This is a genomic window from Novosphingobium sp. GW835-FHT14H07, from assembly GCF_058793515.1.
In genome coordinates, this window is record NZ_JBXAFX010000022.1 from 38,383 (window position 1) to 63,812 (window position 25,430).

Annotated in this window: 25 protein-coding genes; 13 read left to right on the forward strand and 12 right to left on the reverse strand. The window is 64.8% G+C overall.

Annotated features, from left to right (window positions below; translation table 11 throughout):
• Positions 1–27 precede the first annotated feature (27 nt).
• The 3 genes from serA to AC1Q5P_RS16755 all read right to left on the reverse strand — a co-directional run bounded on the left by serA (position 28) and on the right by AC1Q5P_RS16755 (position 3,696).
• Positions 28–1,614: a phosphoglycerate dehydrogenase gene (serA, locus tag AC1Q5P_RS16745; protein ID WP_492519559.1), complete on the reverse strand. Its 1,587-nt coding sequence runs from the start codon at positions 1,612–1,614 to the stop codon at positions 28–30.
• 174 nt (positions 1,615–1,788) lie between these two features.
• Positions 1,789–2,928 (reverse strand): phosphoserine transaminase, encoded by a 1,140-nt coding sequence (locus AC1Q5P_RS16750; RefSeq protein WP_492519560.1) that lies wholly within the window; start codon positions 2,926–2,928, stop codon positions 1,789–1,791.
• A gap of 183 nt (positions 2,929–3,111) precedes the next feature.
• Positions 3,112–3,696 carry a TlpA family protein disulfide reductase gene (locus AC1Q5P_RS16755; protein ID WP_492519572.1) on the reverse strand — a complete coding sequence of 195 codons (585 nt, stop codon included), beginning with the start codon at positions 3,694–3,696 and terminating at the stop codon, positions 3,112–3,114.
• Between the two features lie 25 nt (positions 3,697–3,721).
• Here AC1Q5P_RS16755 and argH point away from each other — a divergent pair, with 25 nt between their 5' ends.
• Genes argH through AC1Q5P_RS16775 form a run of 4 tightly spaced genes read left to right on the forward strand, consistent with a single transcriptional unit; the run spans position 3,722 to position 7,396 of the window.
• Positions 3,722–5,104, forward strand: a complete 1,383-nt coding sequence (argH, locus tag AC1Q5P_RS16760) for an argininosuccinate lyase (RefSeq protein WP_492519573.1) — start codon at positions 3,722–3,724, stop codon at positions 5,102–5,104.
• Entirely contained in the window at positions 5,101–5,352 is a 252-nt protein-coding gene (locus tag AC1Q5P_RS16765) for a hypothetical protein (RefSeq protein ID WP_039336391.1), read from the forward strand. The genes argH and AC1Q5P_RS16765 overlap by 4 nt, the downstream gene beginning before the upstream one ends.
• Before the next feature lie 9 nt (positions 5,353–5,361).
• Positions 5,362–6,621, forward strand: coding sequence for a diaminopimelate decarboxylase (gene lysA / locus AC1Q5P_RS16770; protein WP_492519561.1), 1,260 nt, complete (start codon positions 5,362–5,364; stop codon positions 6,619–6,621).
• Between the two features lies 1 nt (position 6,622).
• A complete protein-coding gene (locus AC1Q5P_RS16775) occupies positions 6,623–7,396 on the forward strand; it encodes a precorrin-2 dehydrogenase/sirohydrochlorin ferrochelatase family protein (protein WP_492519562.1) in 774 nt (257 codons plus the stop codon).
• A gap of 134 nt (positions 7,397–7,530) precedes the next feature.
• On the opposite strand, the gene AC1Q5P_RS16780 is transcribed toward AC1Q5P_RS16775, so the two are convergent.
• On the reverse strand, positions 7,531–8,439 hold the full coding sequence (locus tag AC1Q5P_RS16780; RefSeq protein WP_193827565.1) for an SDR family NAD(P)-dependent oxidoreductase: 909 nt from the start codon (positions 8,437–8,439) through the stop codon (positions 7,531–7,533).
• 187 nt (positions 8,440–8,626) lie between these two features.
• Between AC1Q5P_RS16780 and AC1Q5P_RS16785 the strand changes: the two genes are divergently transcribed.
• On the forward strand, positions 8,627–10,081 hold the full coding sequence (locus AC1Q5P_RS16785; RefSeq protein ID WP_492519563.1) for an OprO/OprP family phosphate-selective porin: 1,455 nt from the start codon (positions 8,627–8,629) through the stop codon (positions 10,079–10,081).
• A gap of 72 nt (positions 10,082–10,153) precedes the next feature.
• On the opposite strand, the gene AC1Q5P_RS16790 is transcribed toward AC1Q5P_RS16785, so the two are convergent.
• A complete protein-coding gene (locus AC1Q5P_RS16790; protein ID WP_492519564.1) occupies positions 10,154–11,254 on the reverse strand; it encodes a branched-chain amino acid aminotransferase in 1,101 nt (366 codons plus the stop codon).
• A gap of 459 nt (positions 11,255–11,713) precedes the next feature.
• Positions 11,714–12,268, reverse strand: coding sequence for a hypothetical protein (locus AC1Q5P_RS16795; protein ID WP_492519565.1), 555 nt, complete (start codon positions 12,266–12,268; stop codon positions 11,714–11,716).
• On the opposite strand from AC1Q5P_RS16795, the gene AC1Q5P_RS16800 reads away from it, so the two are divergent.
• From AC1Q5P_RS16800 to AC1Q5P_RS16815, 4 genes are all read left to right on the forward strand, one after another.
• Complete coding sequence (locus AC1Q5P_RS16800; protein WP_492519566.1) at positions 12,267–13,061, forward strand: TlyA family RNA methyltransferase; 795 nt, start codon at positions 12,267–12,269, stop codon at positions 13,059–13,061. The genes AC1Q5P_RS16795 and AC1Q5P_RS16800 overlap by 2 nt on opposite strands.
• A 123-nt stretch (positions 13,062–13,184) precedes the next feature.
• Complete coding sequence (locus AC1Q5P_RS16805) at positions 13,185–13,739, forward strand: TspO/MBR family protein (protein ID WP_039336402.1); 555 nt, start codon at positions 13,185–13,187, stop codon at positions 13,737–13,739.
• A gap of 75 nt (positions 13,740–13,814) precedes the next feature.
• Complete coding sequence (locus tag AC1Q5P_RS16810; protein WP_039336498.1) at positions 13,815–14,066, forward strand: accessory factor UbiK family protein; 252 nt, start codon at positions 13,815–13,817, stop codon at positions 14,064–14,066.
• Positions 14,067–14,140: 74 nt separating this feature from the next.
• The gene (locus AC1Q5P_RS16815) at positions 14,141–14,422 is read left to right on the forward strand and encodes a hypothetical protein (protein ID WP_039336404.1); all 282 of its coding nucleotides are present in this window, start codon (positions 14,141–14,143) and stop codon (positions 14,420–14,422) included.
• A 3-nt stretch (positions 14,423–14,425) separates the two neighbouring features.
• Here the strand turns inward: AC1Q5P_RS16815 and AC1Q5P_RS16820 are convergent, their stop codons facing one another.
• Positions 14,426–15,763: a PAS domain S-box protein gene (locus AC1Q5P_RS16820; protein ID WP_492519567.1), complete on the reverse strand. Its 1,338-nt coding sequence runs from the start codon at positions 15,761–15,763 to the stop codon at positions 14,426–14,428.
• A gap of 93 nt (positions 15,764–15,856) precedes the next feature.
• A complete protein-coding gene (locus AC1Q5P_RS16825; RefSeq protein ID WP_039336406.1) occupies positions 15,857–17,065 on the reverse strand; it encodes a trans-sulfuration enzyme family protein in 1,209 nt (402 codons plus the stop codon).
• Positions 17,066–17,148: 83 nt separating this feature from the next.
• On the opposite strand from AC1Q5P_RS16825, the gene AC1Q5P_RS16830 reads away from it, so the two are divergent.
• Positions 17,149–18,471 (forward strand): phospholipid carrier-dependent glycosyltransferase, encoded by a 1,323-nt coding sequence (locus AC1Q5P_RS16830; protein WP_492519568.1) that lies wholly within the window; start codon positions 17,149–17,151, stop codon positions 18,469–18,471.
• Here the strand turns inward: AC1Q5P_RS16830 and AC1Q5P_RS16835 are convergent.
• From AC1Q5P_RS16835 to recO, 4 genes are read right to left on the reverse strand one after another with little or no spacing between them, the layout of a single operon-like run.
• Entirely contained in the window at positions 18,455–19,087 is a 633-nt protein-coding gene (locus tag AC1Q5P_RS16835) for a DUF2238 domain-containing protein (protein WP_492519569.1), read from the reverse strand. The two genes, AC1Q5P_RS16830 and AC1Q5P_RS16835, sit on opposite strands and share 17 nt — an antisense overlap.
• 1 nt (position 19,088) lies before the next feature.
• Positions 19,089–20,213 (reverse strand): glycosyltransferase, encoded by a 1,125-nt coding sequence (locus tag AC1Q5P_RS16840; RefSeq protein ID WP_193827571.1) that lies wholly within the window; start codon positions 20,211–20,213, stop codon positions 19,089–19,091.
• A 12-nt stretch (positions 20,214–20,225) separates the two neighbouring features.
• Positions 20,226–21,284: a 3-isopropylmalate dehydrogenase gene (leuB, locus tag AC1Q5P_RS16845; RefSeq protein WP_492519570.1), complete on the reverse strand. Its 1,059-nt coding sequence runs from the start codon at positions 21,282–21,284 to the stop codon at positions 20,226–20,228.
• Between the two features lie 34 nt (positions 21,285–21,318).
• Entirely contained in the window at positions 21,319–21,930 is a 612-nt protein-coding gene (recO, locus tag AC1Q5P_RS16850) for a DNA repair protein RecO (protein ID WP_039336415.1), read from the reverse strand.
• Between the two features lie 112 nt (positions 21,931–22,042).
• Between recO and apaG the strand changes: the two genes are divergently transcribed.
• The 3 genes from apaG to AC1Q5P_RS16865 all read left to right on the forward strand — a co-directional run bounded on the left by apaG (position 22,043) and on the right by AC1Q5P_RS16865 (position 25,342).
• Complete coding sequence (apaG, locus tag AC1Q5P_RS16855; protein ID WP_039336501.1) at positions 22,043–22,441, forward strand: Co2+/Mg2+ efflux protein ApaG; 399 nt, start codon at positions 22,043–22,045, stop codon at positions 22,439–22,441.
• 12 nt (positions 22,442–22,453) lie between these two features.
• Complete coding sequence (locus AC1Q5P_RS16860; protein ID WP_039336417.1) at positions 22,454–23,251, forward strand: LysR family transcriptional regulator; 798 nt, start codon at positions 22,454–22,456, stop codon at positions 23,249–23,251.
• Between the two features lie 90 nt (positions 23,252–23,341).
• Positions 23,342–25,342 carry a putative bifunctional diguanylate cyclase/phosphodiesterase gene (locus tag AC1Q5P_RS16865; protein ID WP_492519571.1) on the forward strand — a complete coding sequence of 667 codons (2,001 nt, stop codon included), beginning with the start codon at positions 23,342–23,344 and terminating at the stop codon, positions 25,340–25,342.
• Positions 25,343–25,430 lie beyond the last annotated feature (88 nt).

Sequence of the window (25,430 nt, forward strand, 5' to 3'; positions counted from 1 at the left end):
GCCCCTCGATTTCACGCTGACGCTGGATCAGACGAAGTTCAGCGCCTTGACCACGCGTACGCCTTCGATGTCGCAGGCCTGCTTGAGCACGTCCTGCGGGACCGGGCTGTCGAGCGAGAGCAGCAGCACGGCTTCACCGCCGGCTTCGCGACGGCCGAGGTGGAAGGTGCCGATGTTGATGTCCGACTGGCCGAGCAGCGTGCCGATGCGGCCGATGAAGCCGGGCGCGTCGGAATTGACGATGTAGAGCATGTCGCCGTCGAGATCGGCCTCGATGCCGATGCCGAAGATCTCGACGAGGCGCGGCTGGCCGTTGCCGAACAGCGTGCCCGCAACCGACCGCTCGCCCTGGCTGGTGCTGACGGTGACGCGAACCAGCGTGCGGTATTCGCCTTCGCGATCATGGCGCACTTCGCGCACGTCAAGCCCGCGCTCCTTGGCGAGGAACGGTGCGTTGACCATGTTCACGCTTTGCGAATACTGGCTCATCAGGCCGGCAAGGACCGCCGCCGTGATCGGCTTCTGGTTGAGCTGCGCGGCGGCACCTTCAACTTCGATGGCGATCTTGGTCAGGTTGTCGTGCGCGAGCTGGCCCACCAGCTTGCCGAGCTTTTCGGCCAGCGCCATGTAGGGCTTGAGCTTCGGCGCTTCCTCGGCCGAGAGCGAGGGCATGTTGAGCGCGTTGGTGACGCCGCCCGTCACGAGGAAATCGGCCATCTGCTCGGCCACCTGAAGCGCGACGTTGACCTGCGCTTCGGTCGTGCTCGCGCCGAGGTGCGGGGTGCAGATGAAGTTCGGGGTGCCGAACAGCGGCGATTCCTTGGCGGGTTCGGTTTCGAACACGTCGAGCGCGGCGCCTGCGACCTGGCCCGAATGCAGAGCATCCTTGAGTGCGGCTTCATCGATCAGGCCGCCACGCGCGCAGTTGATGATGCGCACGCCCTTCTTGCACTTGGCGAGGTTCTCGCGGCTGAGGATGTTGCGGGTCTGGTCGGTCAGCGGCGTGTGCAGCGTGATGAAGTCCGCCTTGGCCAGCAGCGTGTCGAGGTCGGCCTTTTCGACGCCCATTTCCACGGCGCGCTCGGGCGTCAGGAAGGGGTCGAAGGCGACAACCTTCATCTTGAGGCCAAGCGCGCGGCTGGCAACGATCGAGCCGATGTTGCCAGCGCCGATCAGGCCCAATGTCTTGCCGGTGACTTCAACGCCCATGAAGCCGTTCTTCGGCCACAGGCCAGCTTGCGTCTGCGCGTTGGCTTCCGGGATCTGGCGGGCCAGTGCGAACATCATCGCGATGGCGTGTTCGGCGGTGGTGATCGAGTTGCCGAACGGGGTGTTCATCACCACCACGCCCTTGGACGAGGCGTAGGGGATGTCGACGTTGTCGACGCCGATGCCGGCACGGCCGATGACCTTGAGGTTGGTGGCGGCATCGAGGATCGCCTTGGTCACCTTGGTCGAGGAACGGATGGCGAGGCCATCGTATTCGCCGATGCGGGCGATCAGCTGTTCCGGGGTTTCGCCGGTGATCACGTCGACGTCGCAGCCCATCTCGGTGAAGATGCGGGCGGCGTTGGGATCCATCTTGTCGGAAATGAGAACCTTGGGCTTGGTCATGTTTCGATCCAATCCATCAGAATGAGACACCGTCATGCTGAACTCGTTTCAGCATCCATCCCTCGGCCCGAAATGTCGGTTGAGGGGGAGAGATGGACCCTGAACCAAGGACAGGGTGACGACTGGAAGAACGGGAAGGTCTTGGCGCTACCCTGCAGCAGCGCCAAGCCTTGATCAGGCCGCAGCCAGTTCGGCCTTGGTCGTCTCGTAGGCCCAGTCGAGCCACGGGCCGAGATCGGCGATGTCCTCGGCATTGACGGTCGCGCCGCACCAGATGCGAAGGCCCGCCGGGGCATCGCGGTAACCGGCGATGTCATAGGCCGCGCCCTGCTTTTCGAGCAGGCCTGCAAACTTCTTGATGAAATCTGCGTCAGCGCCTTCGACCGAGAGGCAGACCGAGGTCTTCGACCGCGTCGCTTCGTCAGCGGCCAGATGCGAGAGCCACGAACGCTCTTCGACGATCTTGTCGAGCGCTGCCGCATTGGCATCGCTGCGCGCCTGGAGGCCCTTCAGCCCACCCAGACCCTTGGCCCACTCGAGCGCGAAGATCGCGTCTTCGACGGCGAGCATCGAGGGGGTGTTGATCGTTTCGCCCTTGAACACGCCGTCGGCCAGCTTGCCCTTTGAAACAAGGCGGAACACCTTCGGCAGCGGCCATGCAGGGGTGTAGGTTTCGAGCCGTTCGACCGCGCGGGGCCCCAGGATCAGCACGCCGTGGCCGCCTTCGCCGCCAAGGACCTTCTGCCAGGAGAAGGTGGCAACGTCGATCTTCGACCAGTCGATGTCGTAGGCGAAGACAGCCGAAGTCGCGTCGGCGAACGAGAGGCCTTCGCGGGTTTCCGGGATGAAATCGGCGTTCGGCACGCGCACGCCCGAGGTGGTGCCGTTCCAGGTGAACAGCACGTCGTTCGACCAGTCGATCGCGTTCAGATCGGGGATCTGGCCATAGTCGGCGCGCAGGATCGTGGGATCGAGCTTGAGCTGCTTGGCGGCATCGGTGACCCAACCTTCACCGAATGATTCCCATGCCAGCGTGGTGACGGGGCGGGCGCCCAGCATCGTCCACATCGCCATTTCGAAAGCGCCAGTGTCAGACCCCGGAACGATGCCGATGCGGTGCGTATCGGGCAGCTGCAGCACTTCGCGCATCAGGTCGATGCAATACTGCAGGCGCGTCTTGCCGATCTTGGCGCGGTGTGACCGGCCGAGCGATTCGGTGCTGAGCTTTTCGGGGGAGTATCCGGGCGGCTTTGCGCAGGGACCGGACGAGAAGAAGGGGCGCGCAGGCTTGCGAGCCGGAATCGTAGCAGACATTGTAGTCTCTCCTTGCAGAGAGCACGCGCGGCGTTGGGACCGCGTGGCCCGCCGGCCGCTCTAGTGGCACGTGAGCGAATGTCAAACCATTCCGTTTCCAACTCTCCTGAACTCTGGGGCAAGTTTCCCCCAACTCATCCCCAACTCTCAGGGGCAAAGGGCCAACTCCCCTGCGCCAACGGCCTACTTCTCGAGGGTTTCGGCGAGCATCGCGGCGGTGCGTGGACCCGACCAGTCATGCGCGCCGATCATGCGCCAGACTTCCTTGCCATCCCTGTCGTAGAGCACCGTCGTCGGCAGCATTCCCGTCTCGTAGAAGAAACCGAGGTTGTTCTCGGTGTCGAGCCAGGGTTCCAGCTTGGCGAACTTCCTCTCGGCGTAGAACGGTGCGACCTTCGCCCCTCCTTCGATGTCCTGCGATACCGTGAGGACGCGGAGCTTGCCCGCGTTGTCCGCTGCCAGCTTGTCGAGCATCGGCATCTCGAGGACGCATGGCCCGCACCATGTCGCCCAGAGGTTGACCAGCACCGGCTTGCCCTTGAGATCGCGCAACTTGAGCGTCTTGCCCGACGGATCGGTCACGGTGAAGTCGGGCATGTCCTTGCCGCGATTGGCGATGTCGAGCGTGCCATTGAATTCGCCCTTGGCGACAGATTCCGTAGGTGCCGCGCTGCTCTGCGGTTGCGAGTCGCTCGGCGCTTGCCTATCGCACCCCGCAACGGCAAGGGCCGCCACGAGCAACAGCACTTTGGGCGAATAGACGGACATGGGCGACAAATCAGGCTCCAACCAGATGTGGGGCGGGCGCTTCGCAGGCGGTCCCTCGGCGATCATGCGCGAGATTAACGCCTCGATTCCCTTCGACAAGGCGCTGTGGCGGCAAGACATCGCCGCGTCAAAGGCCCATGTGGACATGCTGGGTGCGCAGGGAATCGTCTCGGCCGAGGATGCTGCGCTGATCGCGCAAGGGCTGGATCAGGTCGCGGCGGAGTATGAAGCCAACGGGGTGCCCGAGAACTGGGACCTCGAAGACATCCACATGACCACCGAAAGCCGCCTTGCCGAACTGATCGGCCCGGCGGCAGGGCGCCTCCACACCGCGCGCAGCCGCAACGATCAGGTGGCGACGGACTTCCGCCTGTGGGTGCGCGATGCGATGGACCAGGCCGAGCTTGGCCTCAAGCAGTTGCAGGTGGCGCTGGTAAGCCGCGCAGGCGAACACGCCGCATCGATCATGCCCGGCTTCACCCACCTGCAGACCGCGCAGCCCGTCACGCTTGGCCATCACCTGATGGCCTATTACGAGATGATCGGGCGGGATCGTTCGCGCTTTGCCGATGCGCGCAGCCGCATGAACCGCAGCCCGCTGGGTTCGGCGGCGCTGGCCGGAACCGGCTTTCCCATCGACCGCTTCCGTACCGCCGAGGCGCTCGGCTTTGACGGGCCGACCGATAACAGCCTTGATTCGGTGTCAGACCGCGATTTCGCGCTCGATTACCTGATGGCGGCGGCGCAGTGCTCGCTGCACCTTTCGCGGCTGGCCGAGGAGTTCATCATCTGGGCGAGCCAGCCCTTCGGCTTCGTGACGCTGCCTGACAGCCTGTCGACCGGCAGTTCGATCATGCCGCAGAAGAAGAACCCCGATGCCGCCGAACTGGTGCGCGGGCATTCCGGACGGATCGTTGGTTGCCTGACCGCCCTGATGATCACGATGAAGGGCCTGCCGCTGGCCTATTCGAAGGACATGCAGGACGACAAGCCGCCGGTGTTCGAAGCCGCAAGCCTGCTCGCCCTGTCGATCGCCGCGATGACCGGTATGGTGGCCGAGGCGAAGTTCCGCACCGACCGGATGCGCGCCGCCGCCGAACTCGGCTATGCCACGGCGACCGACCTCGCCGACTGGCTGGTGCGGCAGGCCAACATCCCGTTCCGCGAGGCGCATCACATCACCGGCAGCGCCGTGAAACTGGCCGAATCGCGCGGCATCGCGCTCGATCAGCTCTCGATTGAGGACCTCAAGGCCATTGACCAGCGCATCGACGATCGCGTCTACGCCGCGCTTTCCGTCGAGGCGAGCGTGGCGGCGCGTTGCAGCCATGGCGGAACCGCGCCGGACGAGGTAAGGAAGCGCGTGGCCCAGGCGCGCGTCGCGCTGGGGCTGGAGGAACAGGCTTGAAGCTTTCGCGCACCATTTTGCTCGGCACCCTTGGCGCCCTCGCTCTGGCGGGCTGCGGCAACAAGGCCGAGCTGAAGCTGGCGCCAGACCAGACGCCGCCGCCGATCCCCTATGGCCGCGAGGTCCAGCCGGGCGCGGACGATCTGCTCAAAACCCCCGCGCAGGCAGCCCCTGCGCGCAACGTCGAGCCGCGTCGCCGCTCGCAGGATCGCGAAGACGATCCTTTCGACCTGCCTCCCGAAGACTGAGAATTTCCGATGGACCATTTTGAACTGAACAACGGCGTGCTCTGCGCCGAGAACGTGCCCCTGCCGATGATCGCGGCGGCGGTCGGCACGCCCGTCTATGTTTATTCGCGCGCGACGCTGACCCGCCACGCCCGCGTGTTCCGCGATGCCCTTGGCGTGCTGCGCGACGTGAAGATCGCCTTCGCGGTCAAGTCCAACCCCAACCTCGCCGTGCTCAAGGTCCTGGCTGCCGAAGGCTACGGCGCCGATGTCGTCTCGGGAGGCGAGATGGAACGGGCGCTGGCGGCAGGCATGGCGCCCGATGGCATCGTGTTCTCGGGCGTGGGCAAGACCGCGGCCGAAATGCGCCGTGGCATCGAAGCCGGGATCGGCCAGTTCAACCTCGAAAGCGAGGAAGAAGGGCTGGAACTGGCGGAAATCGCCGCGTCCATGGGCAAGGTTGCCTCGTCCGCGCTGCGCGTGAATCCTGACGTTGACGCCGGGACGCACGGCAAGATTTCCACCGGCAAGGCCGAGAACAAGTTCGGCGTGCCGTTCGATCGTGCGGCGGCAATCTATGGCCGTCTTGCCACGACGCCGGGCCTGAACATGCGCGGCCTCACGCTGCACATCGGCAGCCAGCTTTCCAGGCTCGAGCCGCTGGAAGCCGCCTTCAACAAGGTCGGCGGGCTGATGGAAGAGATCCGCGCTGCTGGCCATAGCGTCACGCACATGGACTTGGGCGGCGGCATCGGTGTGCCATACAAGTCGGGCGAGGTGTTCCCGCAGCCCGCCGAATATGCGGCGATGGTCGCGCGGGTGACCGGCAACTGGGGCGTGACCCTGATGTTCGAACCGGGCCGCGTCATCACCGGCAACACCGGCGTGCTGGTGACCGAGGTGATCCGCGTGAAGGAAGGCGTGGGGCACCCCTGGGTCGTCGTCGACGCCGCAATGAACGATCTGGCGCGCCCGGCGCTCTACGATGCCTGGCACGATTTCGCCGCGGTGGAGCCGAAGGGCGAGACCTTCACCGCCAACATCGTCGGCCCGATCTGCGAAAGCTCGGACACCTTCGCCATGGCTCGCACCATCGACAAGGTTGGGCGCGGCGATCTCGCCGTGTTCCGCACCGCCGGGGCCTATGGCGCGACGATGGCCAACACCTACAATTCGCGGCCCTTGGTGCCCGAAGTCATGGTCGATGGCGACAAGTGGGCCGTGGTGGCTGATCGCATCGATCCTGCGACGATCCTGGCGGCAGAGCGCGTGCCGGACTTCCTCAAGTAAGATGCAGTCGCTCCCCCTCTTCCACCGCATCGCGGGCCAGCCGGTGATCCTGCTGGGCGAGGGGGAGGCCGCCGCGGCCAAGCAGCGCCTGATCGAGCGCGCGGGCGGAGTGATCTACCGCGATATCAACGCCGGGATCGACGACGGCGCGCGCCTCGCCTTCATCGCGCACGACAATCCCGACATGGCGCAGGGCGATGCGATCCGGCTGCGCTGTGCCGGCCTGCTGGTCAACGTGGTCGACCGACCCGAGCTGTGCGATTTCACCACGCCCTCGATCCTCGACCGTGACCCGGTGCTGATCGCCGTGGGCACGGGCGGGGCCTCGGCAGGCCTCGCCAAGATCCTGCGCCTGCGGCTGGAGCGTCTGCTGCCGCAAGGGCTGGGCGCCTTGGCCCGCGCGCTGGAAGAGGCGCGCGAGGGGATGCGCAAGCGCTGGTCCTCGGTCGCCGACCGCCGCCGTGCCCTCGATGCGGCGCTGGACGAGGGCGGGGAACTCGATCTGTTCCGGGGGGGGAGCGAGTCGAAGGTGGCTGACTGGCTGGCTTCTGGCGCGGAAGGGCAGTCCGGGCGGTTCGAAATCACCCTGACCTCGAACGACCCCGAAGACCTTACCCTTCGCACCGCGCGGCTGCTGGGGCAGGCGGACGTGGTGGTGCATGATGCAGGCGTTGCGCCGGAAGTCCTGTCACGCGCACGGGCTGATGCGGTGCGTGTGCTCGCCGGGTGTGAGGTTCCGCAGGGCGGGATCGTCGTGGTGCTGCGAGTAGTTTGACTGATCACTCCTGGCCGTCCCGGACCTGATCCGGGACCCCACTTTTCTTGCCGCAAGCTGCGTTTTCACCGAGGCCGCAAAAGGCAGCGGGGTCCCGGATCAAGTCCGGGACGACGTGGTTTTAAAGCGGACAGTTACCCCTTCATCGCCGCCTGCAACTGGCCAATGATCACCTGGCTCTGCTCCGCGCCTGATTGCGGGGCGAAGTCGCCGGTGCGGTCGCTGATCTTGTCCCAGTTGGCGGCGAAGCCTTCGACGGTTCGTTCGTTCGGTGCCAGCAGGACGCCCTTGTTCATGGTGACCCATGCGCCGTGGTACGCGCCGCCGCCTGCGCCGACGATGGCGTTGGTGGGGGCGTCTTCCGAGACGAGGAAGAGCGCGGCGGGGACGACGTTTTCGGGGCCGAACAGCTTGAAGGCTTCCTCGGGGAAAATATCCTCGGTCATGCGCGTGGCGGCAACCGGGGCCAGCGTGTTGACCTTGATGTTGTTCTTCGCGCCTTCAAGATAGAGCGTCTTGGTCAGCCCGGCGAGGCCGAGCTTGGCCGCGCCATAGTTGGCCTGCCCGAAGTTGCCGAACAGTCCGGTGGACGATGCCGTCATCAGGATGCGGCCGTAGTTCTGTTCGCGCATCAGGTCCCAGCAGGCCTTGGTGGCGAAGGCCGAGCCGATCAGGTGGACGCGCACGACCATCTCGAAATCGGCCGGGTCCATCTTGGTGAAGCTCTTGTCGCGCAGGATGCCGGCGTTGTTGATCAGCACGTGCACGCCGCCCCAGCGTTCCTTGGCCTTGGCGACCATCTCGACCATCTGCTCGTATTCGCTGACCGAGCCGCCGTTCGACATGGCCTCGCCGCCCATGGCCTCGATTTCCTCGACGACCTTGAGCGCTGCGTCCGAATGGCCCGTGCCATCGCGCGATCCGCCAAGATCGTTGACCACAACCTTCGCCCCGCGTCGGGCGAGTTCGAGGGCATAGGCGCGGCCAAGGCCACCGCCTGCTCCGGTAACGATCGCGACGCGGCCTTCGAACGAAATGCTCATGCTTGGGTCTCTCCGGAGCGCCCTAACCGGGCGATTAACGCAGGCATCAGCGATGCCACGGCGAGGACCGGAACGCAACGGGCGAGGCGTTGCCGCAGCATTTGCGACAAATCGGCAAAACCACCGTCAACAAAATGTAACACTACAGACATATTTGGCCGCAAACCGGTAGGCTCAAGGATTCGTCATGAAGTTTGCAACGCGCGTCTCGATCACCGCTCTTGCCTGCGCCGCTGGCTGGGCTGTCCCGGCTGAGGCCGCGTCCTCGAACGCGGATATTGCCGCCATGCAGGCCCAGCTTCAGCAGATGCAGGCGCAGATGCAGAGCCAGATGGATGCAATGGCCGCGATGCAGGCGCAGATCCAGACCTTGCAGGGCCAGCTCGCCGGAGCCAGGGCCAAGAGCGACGCGACCGCCACTGCCGTCGCCGCAATCCCTGCGCCGACCGCTTCGGGCAAGCCGCCAGTCGCGATCAGCTGGGATGGTGGGCCGAAGATTGAAGCCCCGGTGGACCCGAAGAACCCCAAGGCCGGCAAGTGGAGCTTCAAGCCGCGCGGCCGCCTGCAAATTGACACCGCCTCGGTCTCCGCGCCGTCGTCCATAGGCAGCAAGAGCCTTGGCCTCGCCACGGAATTCCGCCGCGCCTACCTGGGCTTCGACGGCACCATTCCCGGCAACTTCGGCTACCGTATCGAGGCGGACATCGCCAACAGCAGTGTCGATCCGACCGACGTCTACCTCACCTATAACGGTATCAGGAACCTTACGCTCACGATCGGCCAGCACAAACCGTTCGAATCGATGGAGGACACCGAGTCCGACCTGTTCACCAGCTTCATGGAGCGCGCCGCGTTCAACACCGCCTTCGGTTTCGAGCGCCGCCTCGGCCTTTCTGCACAGTACCAGAAGGGCATGGTCCTGGCGCAAGTCGGCGTGTTCTCCGACAACGTCACCGACCTCAACGCCGATACCGACAACAGCTATTCCATCGACAGCCGCTTTGCCTTGCAGCCCAGGCTGTTCGGCGGCCAGGCGCACATCGGCGGCTCGGCGCACTACCACGACCTCAACGACAGCAGCGCCACCGTGCGTTATCGCGCCCGCCCGTTCACCCACACCACCGACATCCGCTTCGTCGATACCAAGGCGATCAGCGCGCTGTCGGAAACGAATTACGGCGTGGAACTGGGCTGGACCGGCGGTCCGGTGCATTTCACTGCTGAATCGCAGTGGATGAAGGTCAACCGTCCGGCAGGGATTGCCGACCCCACCTTCAACGGCGGCTATGTCGAAGCGGGCGTGTTCCTGACCAAGGGGGATACGCTGCCCTACAAGGCAAGCGAGGGCACCTGGACCCGGATCAAGCCGAAGAACGGTTTAGACAAGGGCGGCATTGGCGCGGTGCAGGTCAACGCCCGCTATGACTGGCTCGACCTCAACGACGTCGATGGTGCTGGTGGGGGCGTGCTGGGCGGCCGCCAGCAGCTCGTCGGTGCCTCCTTGCTGTGGGTGCCGACGGACTACGTGCGCTTCATTGTCGACTACGGCCATCTCTGGCTAAAGGATGCCGCGGTCGCTGCAGGTGCGGATCGCAATTACAACGCCGACGTCATCGGCATGCGGGCGCAGTTCGACTTCTGAGGCAGACGCAATGAAAAAGGCCCGCCGTTCCACATGGATCGGCGGGCCTTTTCGTTTTCTCAGGTCTCGCTATCAGGCGATCCGCGTCACCCAGCCATGGGTATCGGCAATCTCCCCGCGCTGGATGCCGACGAGCTTGGCGCGCAGCTTCTGCGTCAGCTGGCCGGGACCGCCCGAACCGATCGTGAACTCGCCCTCGTGGCTGGCGACCTTGCCGACTGGCGTGACAACCGCCGCGGTTCCGCAGGCGAACGTCTCGATCAGCTTGCCCGAAGCCGCGTCTGCCTTCCACTGGTCAAGGCTGTAGCGGCCCTCGCGCACGGTCAGGCCCTCTTCGGCGGCAAGCTTGAGCAGGCTCGAACGGGTGATGCCGGGCAGGATCGTGCCGGTCAGTTCAGGCGTCAGGATCGAACCGTCATCGAACACGAAGAACAGGTTCATGCCGCCCAGTTCCTCAACCCACTTGTGTTCAGCTGCATCGAGGAACAGGACCTGATCGTGCCCGCGCGAGAAGGCTTCGGCGGTGGGCACGAGGCTGGCGGCATAGTTGCCGCCGCACTTGGCCGCGCCGGTGCCGCCGGGGGCAGCACGCGTATAGTCCGAAACCCAGATTGAAACCGCCGGCGCGCCCGACTTGAAGTAGTTGCCGGCCGGGCTGGCGATGACCATGAACTTGTACTGCTTCGCAGGCCGCACGCCCAGGAACGCCTCGCTGGCGAACATGAACGGGCGCAGGTACATCGAGCCGCCCTCCACAGTAGGGAACCAGTCCTTGTCGGCCAGCACCTGCTGGCGCACGGCATCGACGAACAGCTCTTCCGGCAGTTCGGGCATGGCGAGGCGGCGCGCAGACGCATTGAAGCGCTGCGCATTGGCTTCCGGACGGAACAGGGCGATGCCGCCGTCGGCCAGGCGATAGGCCTTCAGCCCTTCGAAGATTTCCTGCGCATAATGCAGCACTGCAGCCGCAGGATCGAGCGCGATGGGGCCATAGGGAACGACGCGAGCGTCGTGCCAGCCGGTCCCCTCGGCGTAGTCGATCTCGACCATGTGATCGGTGAAGGCGGTGCCGAAGCCGGGGTTCGCCAGCACTTGCGCCCGCACGTCCGCAGCAACCGGAGCCGGGTGCGGATGCTTGGTGAAAGTGAGGCCGGTGTCGGCGAGCGTCGCCATGGGGCAGTCCTTGCGCTAGAATCGAGGAAGCAGCGCCGTGAACTATTATTGCGCGAAAGGCAAGGGGAATGTAATAAATGTGAAGGGCCGCGTCGGTCAATCCGAGCGGCCCTTCGCATGGTCAGCGGCCGGAAGTGCCGCCCACGAAGCCTTTATCGCTTAATCGAAACTCAGCGATAATGCCTCGCGCGGGACTGTACCGACCTCTCTGCTGAACCATGAGACATCGGATCACCTCCTTTCGCGCTGTTGAGCCAAAGTCACAGGCTGTTGGGCCTGCTGGACCGGGAGTTTGTATTCTCACCGGCCTTGTTCTGAATGTGATTCATCCATGGCAAAACAACAAGACTTGATCGAAAAAAAATTGTCGTCACAATCTCCGCTTCGCGCCTGCAGTATGGTCACCCCTGCAACCGGATAGGCAACTGGCCATGCAGGCGGCCATGCAGGCGGATCGTGTTATTTCCGGCAATCCTCGATCACCCGCCCCACTTCGGCCCAGGCTGGCAGGTAGAGCGTCGGCAAGCCGTTCACCTCGACGGCAAAGCGACCGCGGCTGAACGCCATGGAATCCAGCAGCGGATCGCGCGAGGGCAGCGTTGCCACCAGTTGCGGCTGGCCCTGCGGCGCCGGATCGGCCGAAAGCGGGCGGATATCGCTGGTGGTTGCCACCGTCATCGGCAGCGGCACGGTGGAAGTGCCGGTGCGGATCAGGCTCATCGTTGCGGCGGCGCGGTTGCAGGCCATGGCGAACAGTGTGGCCTCGCCCGGGCCGAAACGGGCGACCCCCGGCTCATAGCGCCAGTTGCCCACGGTCTGTGGCGCATCGCGCCAGTCCTTGAAAGTCTGCGCAGGTGGCGGCGGGGGCGGTGCCTGGGTTGGCCTGGGGGCCGGCGGCGGCGCGGCTTGCGGGACCACCGTCGGCGCGGCGCAGGCGGAAAGGGCCAATGGCAGGACGAAAGCCAGCGCACCGGATAAAACGAGGCGGGGGCGGTGTGCATGGTTGATCTTCATGGTGCAGTTATGGAAGGAACGCGCCGTGACCTCAACCCGCCCCCCCAAACAGCCCGGCGCATCCAAGCTTCGCGTGGACCAGTTGCTCGTCGAACGGGGCTTGGTCGAAAGCCGCGCGCGCGCGCAGGCCCTGATCCTTGCCGGGCTGGTCTACTCGGGCGAGACCAGGATCGCCAAGGCCGGGCAGGCGCTCGCTCTCGATGCCGCCTTGGATGTGCGTGGACGCGATCACCCCTGGGTCTCGCGCGGCGGCATCAAGCTCGCCCACGCCATCGAGCATTTCGGCCTCGATCCATCCGGCGTCACCGCGATGGACATCGGCAGTTCGACCGGCGGCTTCACCGACGTACTGCTGCAAGGCGGCGCGGAGCACGTCTTTGCCGTGGACTCGGGCACCAACCAGCTCGCCTGGAAGCTGCGCCAGGATCCGCGCGTCACCGTACTGGAACAGACCAGCGCGCGCATCCTCACGCCGGGACAGATCGATCGACCAGCGACATGGGTGGTCTGTGATGCCAGCTTCATTGCCTTGCGCAAGGTGCTGGAAGTGCCGCTCTCCCTGGCGACGAGACCGACCCGCCTCGTCGCGCTGATCAAGCCGCAATTCGAAGTGGGCAAGGCCGAAGTCGGCAAGGGCGGCGTGGTGCGTGATCCCGCGCTTCACGAACGCGTCTGCGGCGAGGTGCGCGATTGGCTGGAAGGCGAAGGCTGGGAGGTTCAGGGCATCGTCCCGAGCCCGATCACCGGGCCCGAAGGCAACGTCGAATTTCTGGTTTCCGCGCTGCGTGGCTGAGTTTTCCCCGGATTGTGTCTCCGCGCGGGATGCAATGCGGGACGACTTCCGATTGCAGAGCAGGCAACCCCTCGCCAATATCCCCGGCGAATCGCGCGTTTTGCGCAGTTGCTTGCGGGTGCCATGAACTATCTTGCCTCTTCGGGACAGCTTCGCGCCAGTCTTCTGCGCTGGTCGCTGTTCACCATTCCCCTTGTCGTCGCTCTCGGGTTTCTGTCCGGACAAGCTGCGGGCAGCGGCCCTGGCAACCCGTGGTTCGATGCGCTGGTCAAGCCGTCGATCTATCCACCGCCGGCTGCCTTCGGAATCGTCTGGACCGTCCTTTATGTTCTGATGGGGCTGGCGCTGGCGATGGTTCTCTCGGCACGCGGCGCGGCGGGTCGTGGCATTGCCGTCGCGATGTTCGTGGTCCAGCTTCTCATCAACCTCGCCTGGTCGCCTACGTTCTTCGCGTTGCACCAGATCACGGTGGCGTTCTGGATCACCGTTGCCATGGCCGTGGCGATCGTCTTGACGGTGGTGCTGTTCTGGCGCGTGCGCCCGGTCGCGGGCATGCTGCTGCTGCCATATCTCGCGTGGGTCTGCTTCGCTTCGGTGCTGACGTTCGAGTTCGGCCGGTTGAACCCCGATGCCGATGGCGCATTCGGCACCGTGACGACCGAGCGCGTCGAAATCTGACCTGTCCGGCCACTTGCGCAAGGCTTGATGGCGGCCCACATAGCGGGAACCGAATGCCAGCCAGGACCCAAGCCCATGCAGAGTGAAAACCCGATGATCGCCGACTTCGTCAAGCTGCTGAACAGCGCGGCAGGAACGATTGCGGGCATGGGCCGCGAGGCGGGCGAAAACGCGCGCGAGAAGGCCAAGGAAATCTTCGGAGGCCTCGATTTCGTCAGCCGCGAGGAATTCGACGCGGTCAAGGAACTGGCTGCTTCCGCGCGTGAGGAAGTGGAAGCGCTCAAGGCCCGCATCGCCGCGCTTGAGGCTGCCTCAAAGGGCGAGTGAGGAACCCGTTTCCCGTTTCGCGGATTTAACCTGCATCAAGTTGGCGCCCGACGGCGCACTGCAGGAAGACAACCGTGTTTACGCAACTCAATCCGACAATTCCCTTGCACGTGCTGGGCAAGGGCGATGGCTATGCGATCGGGATGATCGACTATGGCCAGGAGCACAATCTCATCTGGGTCACGGCGCTCGATGAGTCGGGCGAGATCTGGTGTGCGCCCAACAGCAAGGTCCGTCTCGGCAAGAACTGGACAATGGGGCGGGCGGAAAACCGCCTGATCACGCAGGACAAGCAAGAGGCAACTTCCAAGGCCGAGGTAGAAGCAGAACACTGTGAAGGCCGGCGCGCCGCCTGAGGTTCAGCTTTCCAGCATCCTTGCCGTGGCGAGCGAGCAATCCAGCCGCCAGTGCAACCCGGTCGGCGCGTAATCGATGGTCACTTCGGCATCGAGGCTTCGGGCCGGGATATGCCGCATCAGCGTGGTACCAAACCCGTGATGCGTCGGCACGCACATCAGGGGCACGCCGCTCTCACGCCAGTCGATGACGAAGCGATCTGCGGTTTCCTCCCAGCACAGCACGACTTTGCCTGCCGGCGCGGCCAGGGCGCCGTACTTGAGCGCATTGGTGGCAAGCTCGTGCAACGCCATGCCGATGATCTCGGCGCTGCGGGGGCTGAGGGGAATCGAGGCTCCACGCAATTCGATCTGCGCCCGCGCCTCGCGCCCCAGTATCGCCAACTGGGCCTCGGCCAGCTCATCCATGAGGATGGTCGACCAGCCGCGTCGGACCAGCAAGTCCTGATTGGCCGAGAGGCTGGCGAGGCGGCGTTCGAAGCGGTGCAGGAAATCCGGGTCCTGGCAGCCCGAACGGCGGGCAAGGGCCTGAACGACGGCAAGCAGGTTCTTCGAGCGGTGGTTCACCTCCATCAGGAGAACGCGAATCTGCTCTTCCTTCTCGAGCATGTCGGTCACATCGGTATTGGTGCCGAACCAGTAGAGGATCGCGCCCGAAGCGTCGCGAATGGGTAGCGCGCGCGACAGGAACCAGCGGTATTCCCCGTCGCACGATCGCAAAGGGAAGGTGTCCTCCCACTCCACCCCGGATTCTATGCTGGTCTTGAAGTGTGCAAGGACCCTTTCGAGGTGGTCCGGGTGATGGACCTGATCCCAGCCCCAGCCGTCGCAATCGCCTTCTGCAAGGCCGGTGTAGTCATACCAGCGCTTGTTGTACCAACCTATCCAACCGGACCGGTCGGCAACCCATGCCAGTTGGGTGATGTTGTCGGCCAGCATGCGGAAGCGCATCTCGCTTTCGCGCAAGGCGCGCTGGCCTTCCTCGCGAGCGGTGATGTCGCGGGCGATCTTGCTTGCGCCGACGATCTTTCCTGCCTGGTCGTAGATCGGTGAGACCGTGAGCGAGACGGAGATGAGGGCTCCGTCCTGGCGCTGGCGGACGGTGTCGAAGCTCTTCACCCGCTCCCCACGCGCTATGCGAGCAAGGATATCGTCTTCTTCGGCCTGCCGATCTTCCGGGATCAGGCGCCGGATCGACTGGCCGATCATGTCCGCTTCCGCAAATCCGAAGATGCGCGTGGCCGCCGGGTTCCAGCTCAGGACTGTCCCTTGCAGGTCCTTGCTGATGATCGCATCATCGGAAGACTGGATTATGGCAGATAGATGGGCCTCGGCCAGCAAAGCAGCTTGCTCCGTTGCGACCCCACCCGGCTGCCTATTTACGGCAAGGGTGGCGCGATGCAACCGAATTGGCGCAATTTCAGGCAGATGGTTTCACAAACCCGCGGCCCGCAGGGCCTGGTCGAGATCCTCGATCAGGTCATCGGGGTCCTCAAGGCCGACATTGAGGCGCAGCATGCCTTCGCCCACGCCCATGTCGGCGCGGGTTTCCGGGCCGACGCCGTAATGCGTGGTCGAGGCCGGATGGCACATCAGCGAGCGCGAATCGCCGATGTTGTTCGAGATGTCGATCAATTGCAGCGCATCTAGAACGGCGTGGGCCTGCTTCAGCCCACCATCGAGGTGGAACGAGAAGATGGTGCCGCCCGCCTTCATCTGCTTGCGTGCCAGTTCGTACTGCGGATGGCTGGGCAGGAACGGATAGAGCAGACGGGGCACGCGGGCTTCGACAAAGCTCGCCACCTTGAGCGCGTTCTCGCTCTGGCGGTGGATGCGCAGGTCAAGCGTTTCGAGGCCCTTGTGGACGACCCAGGCGTTGAACGCGGCGATGTTCGGACCGGTGTTGCGTTGGAACGGCAGCAGGACGTTGTTGATCCACTCGGCCGAACCGCACACCGCGCCAGCCATGACGCGGCCCTGGCCATCCATCATCTTGGTGGCTGAATAGGCGACGACATCCGCGCCGAAGTCCATCGGGCGCTGCAGAGCAGCGGTGGCAAAGGCGTTGTCGACCACGGTGGTGATGCCGTGGCGTTTGGCGAGCGCGCAGACGAACTCGAGATCGACAATGTCCATCGTCGGGTTGGCCGGGCTTTCGAAGAAGAACACCTTGGTGTTTGGCCTGATCGCGGCTTCCCACGCAGCGTTGTCCGAAGCGTCGATCGTGGTGCCGGTAATGCCGAAGCGCGGCAGCAGGTTGTCGACCAGCCAGCGGCACGAACCGAATGCGGCCTTGGCGGCGACGATGTGGTCCCCGGCCGAAAGCTGGCAGAGCAGGGCGGTGGTCATCGCCGCCATGCCGGTGGCCTGCGTGCGGCACGCCTCGGCTCCTTCCATCAGGGCGATGCGCTCTTCCAGCATCTGCACCGTGGGGTTCTGCAGGCGCGAATAGGTCATGCCTTCCGCCTCGCCGGCGAAGCGTGCGGCAACCGTTGCGGCATCGTCGTAGGTAAAGCCGGAGGTGAGGAACAGCGCTTCGGACGTTTCGCCCATTTCCGAACGCCACGTGCCTCCGCGCACGGCTTGCGTTGCGGGACGCCACTTCTGCGTGATCGAACGGTCCTGGCCAGCAGTTCTCTTCATGCCAGCCGCCTTAGTTTTCCGGACGGCTGCGCGCAAGCGGCGGGATTGCGAAGCGGCCCTGCGCGCCCTATCGGTCAGGACGCATGACGCAACAGTTCCAGACCGCAGCCCCGCGCGAGAAAGACCCTGCATTCTGGTGCGCGGTCATCGCGTCCGCGTTCTTCCTCCTCGTGCTGCACCGGCTCGGCATTCCGTCAAAGCCGATGTTCGACGAGGTGCATTACCTGCCCGCGGCAAGGCGGCTGATCGACCTGACGTCGCGGCTGAACCCTGAGCATCCCCTGCTGGCCAAGCAACTGATCGCCTGGTCGATGCAACTGATCGGCGATACCCCGTTCGGCTGGCGCTTCCCCTCGGCCGTGCTTGGCGGGCTCGGGCTTTGGGCAATGATGCGGGCGCTGTGGTGGGCGAGCTTTTCCCGTTCGGCCACGGTCTTGTTCGGCCTGCTGCTGGCAACGGACTTCATCTGGTTCATGATGTCGCGGATTGCCCTGCTCGACATGGCGATGGCCGGGTTCATGGCGCTGGCCATGTGGCAATGGGCGCTCGCCTGGCGCAATCCTTCCGGCAGGGCCTTGCTGGCGCGGTCTCACCTGCTGCTGGCGGGCGTATTCATGGGGCTTTCGCTGGGCGCAAAGTGGAATGGCGCGCTTCTGCTGCCGCTGCCGGGACTGGTCTTTGCACTGAACCGCAGGGAGGCGCTGAAGGGCAGGAGGAGTGGCCTCCTGTGGGCCTCGCGCGAGGCCGGACCGGTGCCAGGTGTCTCGCTGGTCGAGGCGGCGTTATGGCTGGGGGTGGTCCCGGTGGTGGTCTATCTTGCCACCTTCCTGCCCGCCTTCTTCTATGAAAAGCAGCCGATGACCGTAGGCGGGCTGTGGCATTGGCAGCAATACATGCTGGAACTGCAGGACAGCGTGAAGAAGCCGCACACCTACATGAGCGTGTGGTGGCAGTGGGTGGCCAACATCCGGGCGATCTGGTTCCTTTATGAAGAGGTCGATGGTGCGCAGCGTGGTGTGCTGATGATCGGCAATCCGTTCACGATACTTGCCGGGCTGCCCGCGCTGCTGTTCTGTGCGTGGGACGGGTTCAAAGGCATGAAGGGTGGGGCAAAGCGGCTCCACCTGCTGGTCTTCGCCGCCTATGTCCTGCTCGTCGGCTTCTGGGCGATCAACGGCAAGCCGGTGCAGTTCTACTACCATTACATGCTGGCCAGCTGCTTCCTGCTGGCCGCCCTTGCTCTGGTCCTGGGCGAGTGGTGGGATCTGGGCCTGCGCTGGCCGACCAAGGTGACGCTGGTGCTGTCGTTCGGGCTGTTTATCGGCTTCTACCCGATCCTTTCGGCAGGCGAACTACCGCGCAAGGATTCCTACCGGGACTACACCTGGCTCAATAGCTGGAAATAGCGCGCAGCCGTAGCCAGACTGCGGTGGTCAGAGCGCCAAGCCCCGCAATCGCCATGTCCTTCTGCGGGTCCCACACATCGCCCTGCTGCCCGTTATACGCATCTGCATCCGGCCCGGCCATGACCACGGTAAGCTGCCACTCGAAGATTTCGTAAAGCGCGCTGCCTGCCAGCACGAACTCCACCGCGATGTAGGTGGCCAGCGCAGGCGAAAGCCCGCGATGGCGCGCAAGCCAGCAGGCGATGGGCCAGGCCCACAAGGCGCCGAAGCTGAAATGAACGAGCCGGTCCCATGAATTGCGACCCAAGCCGAAAGCATGGTCGATCGAGGGCAGGCCAAGTGCGCCCAGCCACTGCTCGTAGGGCACGTACGAGTAGATGTAGCGCCCGCCGATGGTGTGCAGCGCCATGAATGCCGCGATGCACATGATCGCGCTTGTCGGCATGGGCCAACGACGCAGCGCGAGCCAGAGCATGGCAACGATGAACGGCGTCGGCAGGTTCTGGAGCGGCGCGAGTGCCGGGTAAGGCGTATCGATCAGGCTGAACAGAGCCCCTGCGCCGGTCAACCCGAGCAGAAACGCTTGCGGTCCCGGAAGCCCCGCGACCGCGCGCAAATCAGTACTTGCCCCAGACGAAGCGCGAGGACAGCGCGAAGTTCCACACCGAGCCGAGCACGATGCCGACGATCACCGCGACCACGCTGTGGAAGCCGATGGTCTTGAGCACGGCAGCCGAACCGACGTTGGTCAGCAGGCCCAGTGAACAAGTCAGGCCGAACTGCGCCCACCCGCGCAGCAGCGGGCCGAAGCCGCGCAGGCGCTTGTCGGAATAGGTCAGCTCGTTGTTGAGCACGAAGTTGAAGGTCATGGCGATGATCGCCGCCAGCGTGTTGGCGGTGTTGAAGGTCGCGCTTTCCGACCAGTTGCCATAGACGAAGCGTTCGCCGGCAATGACCTTGAGCAGCACCCACAGCGCGCCCAGTTGCACCGCGACGCCCATGGCGCCAACGGTGCCGAACAGCGCGAAGCGTGTCGGGATGATGCGGCCGAGCCACTTGTCGTACAGGCCTACGAGGAATTCGAACACTACGGTCTGGTCCAGCTTGCTCTCGCCCTCGATGCGGGCGACGAAGTTGAGAGGGAATTCCTTGACCTTGAGCGGGCGGTCGACCGTCGCAAGGATATCGAGCAGGATCTTGAAGCCGACGCCGGACAGACGGTGCGCGTCCGCGCGCAGCGTTTCGGTGCGAAGCATGAAATAGCCGCTCATCGGGTCCGACAGTTCGACGCCGGTCACCTTGTTGGCGATGCGGTTGGCCAGGCCCGACGCCTTGACGCGGTCGGGACGGCCCCATTCCTCGGTACTCGCACCTTCCGCAAAGCGCGAGGCATAAGCGAGGTCATACTCGCCGCTTTCGACCGCAGCGAGCATCTTGGGCAGCAGTTCGGGATCATGCTGCTGGTCAGCGTCCATCACCGCGACGATCGGGGCAGCCGTGGCGCACATGCCCTCGATCGCAGCCGAGGCAAGGCCGCGGCGACCGATCCGCTCGATCACGCGGACGCGCGGATCGGTAAGCGAAATGCGGCGCGCCTCGTCGGCGGTGCCATCGGGGCTGTTGTCGTCAACGAAGATCGCTTCCCACGCCACGCCCTGCAGCGCAGCGTCGAGACGCGCGACCATCGGCGCGATGTTCGCGCGTTCACGATAGGTCGGAAGGATAACGGCTAGCTGGAGCATCGGACGGGGCCTTTAGAGCCTTGCGAGCACCGCGTCACCTACTTCCGTCGTCCCGGCGCTACCGCCAAGATCGCGGCCCAGCACGCCATCGGCCAGAGTCCTGGCCACGGCGGCCTCCACCCGGTCTGCCGCTGCTGCCAGCCCCAGCGAGTGGCGCAGCAGCATCGCCGCCGAAAGGATCGTTGCCATCGGATTGGCAAGACCCTGGCCAGCGATGTCGGGGGCCGAACCGTGGATCGGCTCGTAAAGGCCGAAGGTGCCGTGCGCGGTCTGGCGCTCGCCGAGCGAAGCCGAGGCAAGCAGGCCGATCGAGCCTACGCACATCGAGGCCTGGTCCGAGAGAATGTCGCCGAACAGGTTGCCGGTCAGCACGACGTCGAACTTGCCCGGCGCGCGGACGAGCTGCATCGCGGCGTTGTCGACGTACATGTGCTCGAGCGTGACCTCGGGATATTCCCTGGCCACCTCGATCACCACGTCGCGCCACAGTTGGCTGGTTTCGAGCACGTTGGCCTTGTCGACCGAGCACAGGCGCTTGGCGCGGCCCATCGCGGTGCGGAAGCCGACATGGGCGATCCGGCGCACTTCGGATTCGTTGTACGACATGACGTCGTAGCCCTCGCGGTCACCGTTGGCGGCAGTGCGGAAGCCCTTTTCGCCGAAATAGACGTCGCCATTCAGCTCACGCACGATGACCATGTCGATCGCGCCGGCCACCTCGGGGCGCAGGGCGGAATGTCCTTCGAGGCCGGCAAAGACCTTGGCTGGACGCAGGTTGGCGAACAGCGTCAGTTCCTTGCGCAGGCCAAGGATCGCCTGTTCCGGGCGCAGGTGGCGTTCGAGCGAATCGCAATCGGGATCGCCTACTGCACCGAACAGGATGCCATCCGAAAGGCGGGCGATCTCCAAAGTCTCCGCCGGGAGGGGATGGCCATAGGCCTTGTAGGCCGCGCCGCCGACCGGGGCTTCCTTCATCTCGATGTCGGGCAGGCCGAGCGCTTCGATCACGCGGACCGCTTCACGCGTCACCTCGGGACCGATGCCATCACCGGGCAGAACCGCAATCTTCATGAAATACCCCTTCGTCCCTGCACTCGCTCGCCGCTTATGCGTCGAAGCCAATCCTTCTCAGGCGGCCGAGCAGAATCGCGCGCGCCCCCATAACATCGCGCGTGCGATCGGCAAGCAGGCGGTTGGCGATGGCCTTGCCCTGACGCTCCAGACGGGCCAGCAGATCGGGCCATTGCTCGTCTGGCGGAGGGGCTGGGGCCGTGCCATATCCGACCTCGCGCAGCAGCAGCACTTCGTAGCCAGCCAGGACCCGTGCCCATCCTCGGGCCGAGGGGGCATGGCAGATCGCATCGAGCAAGGCGACGAGCGACTCGTAGAGCACCGGGTAAGGGTGGCCTTCGGGCAAGGTCGCTGCCGTCAGCGCGCAGGCCCAGCCGATCCCCGCGCTGGGCAATGGTTCCGACAGCCACGGCCCCCGACTTGCCACGAGCTCGACGCGGGCAGATGGCAGTTGCGAAGCCGTGCGTGAGCGCACTTCAACCTCGATCAGGTTCCCAGGGATCAGCACGGGCCGCAGTTCGCGCCCCCGCGCCCCGGCGACATAGGCGGCGGCAAGGCCGTGGTCGGCGGTCAGCACGCGGATGATCGCGCCGTGTTCGCCGTTGGGCAGGACCGAGCAGAGAATGGCAGGGGCGCGGATCAGCATTGCGTCATCCTCTGCGCCTGCCACCCTTTTTGGGCAATGCCTTCATGGGCAGGCGGCACAAAGTTGCACATCGGCGTTGGAACATCTGGCGGTTTGCGATAGTTTGATGGGCATGAAGCAGCTCTTCCAGCATGCCGCCATCACCGAAGGCGTCACGGTGCGAGTCGCCGTGAACTTCCTCCCCGAACAGTCGCGGGTGGAAGCAGGCAAATGGTTCTGGGTCTATCATATCCGTCTCGAGAACGATGGCGACCAGCCGGTGCAACTGCTGTCGCGCCATTGGCGGATCACCGACGGGCGGGGCATGATCAACTTCGTCGATGGCGACGGCGTCGTCGGCGAACAGCCCGTCCTGCAGCCGGGGCAGAGCCACGACTACGTCTCCGGCTGCCCGCTTGGCACCCACCATGGCAGCATGGAGGGCCATTACACGATGCAGCGTGCCGATGGCTCGTTGTTCGATGTGGCGATTCCGTTCTTTCCTCTGGCGGCACCGGCTCCGGCGAACTAAATCCGGTTCGCAATGAAGCGGACCCATCTCCCTCTCAATGGCCTGCGCGTGCTTGACGCTGCGGCCCGGCACCTCTCGTTCACGCGCGCCGCCGACGAACTGGCGGTGACGCCGGCGGCGGTCGGGCAGCAGATCCGCGCGCTGGAAGACCTGCTCGGTGTCGTGCTGTTCCGCCGCACTTCGAAGGGCCTTGAACTCACCGACGAGGCGATTGCCGGTCTCGATGCGATCCGCGAAGGCTTCCTGCGCTTTGAAGAAGGCGTGCAGGCGATGCAGGCCGGGCAATCGAGCCATGTCTACACGATCGCCTGCCCGCGCGACTTCTTCGCCGCGTGGCTGTCACCCCGCCTTGCGGCGTTTCGCGCCGGCAATCCGCAGATGCGCTTCTCGCTCGTGGGAGGCGATGCCGATATCGACTTCACCGAAGCCAATCTCGACCTTGCGGTGCGTTGGGCCGAGGGGCCGGGCGAACTGGAAGGCATCGCATTGGGCCAGCCGCTGATGGTGACGGTGGCCGCGCCCGATGCCGCGCCCGATTGCCCGTGGATCGGCTGGCCCGGCGATCCTGCACCGGGCGGCGGCGATGTCGGCTTCTCGGTCGGCGACGCCGGAACCGCGATCAGCGCAGCAAGCGCCGGGCTGGGCCGGGCGCACGTGCCCTATCAACTGGTCGACAATGCGATCGGCATGGGCCGCGTGGTCGTGCAGGGCGAACCCGTGACATCACGCAAGGGTTACTGGCTCGTCGCACCCCTGCCGCAGTGGCGGCAAAAGAAGGTCAAGGAACTGGTCGCGGCGCTTTCCGCGTAAAGCTAAGGCGATGATTTGCCACGCCAGATAGACCCGATTCGGAATTGACCCTTACGCGCTGTTAACTGCCTTGGTGCTATCCGCGCAGCCATGTTTACCGGGTTGCGCAGTCTTGTCGCTCGCGGACGGCGCTTCGGCCGTCCGCTGCGCAATGCGCGTCCCTTCTCTTCCAGCTGGCAGCAGCGCGAGGGCGACAATTTCACGCTCGCCTATGCGCGAAGCCTGTCGCATCGCCTGCCGCTTCTCTATCTCGTCGTCGTCTTCGACATGCTGCTTGTGGCATTCCGGTTTCGCCATATCGCGCCCGTCTGGCTGATCGCGCCGGGGCCGATATTCCTCGGCGGCTTTGCGCTGTGGCGGGCATATTACTGGCGACCGGCAGCGGTCGAGCGGCGTGCAACGGCGGTTCTCCGGCGTGATCTCGCCTCGATGAGCTGGCTGGGAGCATTCGCCAGTTTCCTGTTCGCCCTGTGGGGCATGGCGCTCTACGTCCATGGCGATTGGGAAGCGCAATCCTTCATCCACTATATCTTTGCCGTTACGCTGTTTTCCGGGATTCTCGGCCTCGGCCATTCGCCCATGACGGCATTGCGCATCGCGATTGCGACAACGATCCCGACCACTGGCCAGATCCTCTTCAGCGGGCATCCGAATGCGGTCATGGTCGTGCTGGTGCAAGTGGTGGTGACGACCTTGCTGCTGCTGATCACCAACGGCCACCACCGCGATTTTGTGCGGCTTGAACTGTCGCGTCAGCAATTGACCCGGCGAGAGCGCGAAGCGGCGCGGCTGGCGCAGGAGAACCTGCTCCAGGCAACCATCGATCCCCTGACCGGGGGTCTCAACCGTCGCGCCATCCTCGATCGGCTGGCCGAGGATATCGAACGCAGCGGCAGGGGCGTGCAACGGGCATGGCTTGCCTTGATCGACCTCGACGGGTTCAAGCACATCAACGATACCTATGGCCACGCGGCAGGCGATGCCGTGCTCCAGGCCGTGGCGAATCGGCTTGGCGGAATGGAGCGTGTGCGCTGCTTCGGCCGGCTTGGAGGCGATGAATTCGCCGTGGTGCTCGATCCTTCGCTTGATCACGCAGCCGCCTTTGCGATCGGTACGGCGCTTTCGGATTCACTGCGCGCCCCGGTGCTGCACGGCGGTGCAGTGCTGCGCTTTTCCGGCTCCATTGGCGTCCATCGCATGGACGGGCGCAGCGTCAGCGATTGCCTCGAACGGGCCGACGCCGCGCTCTACAAGGCCAAGGAGCTTTCCGATGGCGCCGTCGTCGTCTTCAGCCCGGACGACGAGGCCGAGCTGCAGGATCGCGCTGCAATCACCCGCCTGTTCAACGAAAGCAATCTCGCCGACCGGCTCAAGCTCGTCTACCAGCCAATCCTCGATGCCGAGAGCGGCGGCGTGATCGGCCTCGAAGCGTTTGTGCGCTGGAGTCCCGATGGCGAGCGCTGGCTGGCACCGGGGCAATTCATGTCGCTTGCCGAAGCGACGGGGCGGACCGGCGAACTGACCCGCACGGTCATGGCGCGCGCCTTGGCCGAATGCCCGGCGTGGAAGTACGGACGTTGGCTGGCGATCAACCTCAGCCCCCGCGACGTGATGCGGACTGGCACGGCCGAAGCTCTAGCGCGCCTGGTGGAAGACCATGGGGCGCCGCCGCATTCGATCATCCTGGAGGTTACCGAACGGGCCCTGCTCGAAGATCCCAAGCGCGCCGAAGCACAATTGCTGGCATTCCGCGCGCGCGGTTTCCGCATCGCGCTGGACGATTTTGGCGCGGGCTGGTCAAGTCTCAATCAGGTGCACAGCCTGCCGCTCGACATGATCAAGATCGATCAGGAACTGTCCCGCGCCCTCGCCACCGACCCGGGTGCGCGTTCCCTCGTCGGTACGATCGTTTCACTTGCCTGGCAGCTTGGCATCGACTGCACGATCGAGGGCGTCGAGGACGAAGCGCAGGCCAGCACGGCCCGCGCTCTGGGCATCCGGCTCATGCAGGGGTATCATCTGGGGCGGCCGCAACCCGCAGCAGAAGCCTTGGCGCTGATCGCGGATAATGCCTTGAGCCTGCGCGCCTGAGAGTTCTTTGATCCGAAACTGGCGTTTCGAATCTTGCGGCACCGGCCCGCTCCCCCGCCCGGCCACCCATTCAGGATACTTGCGTGGG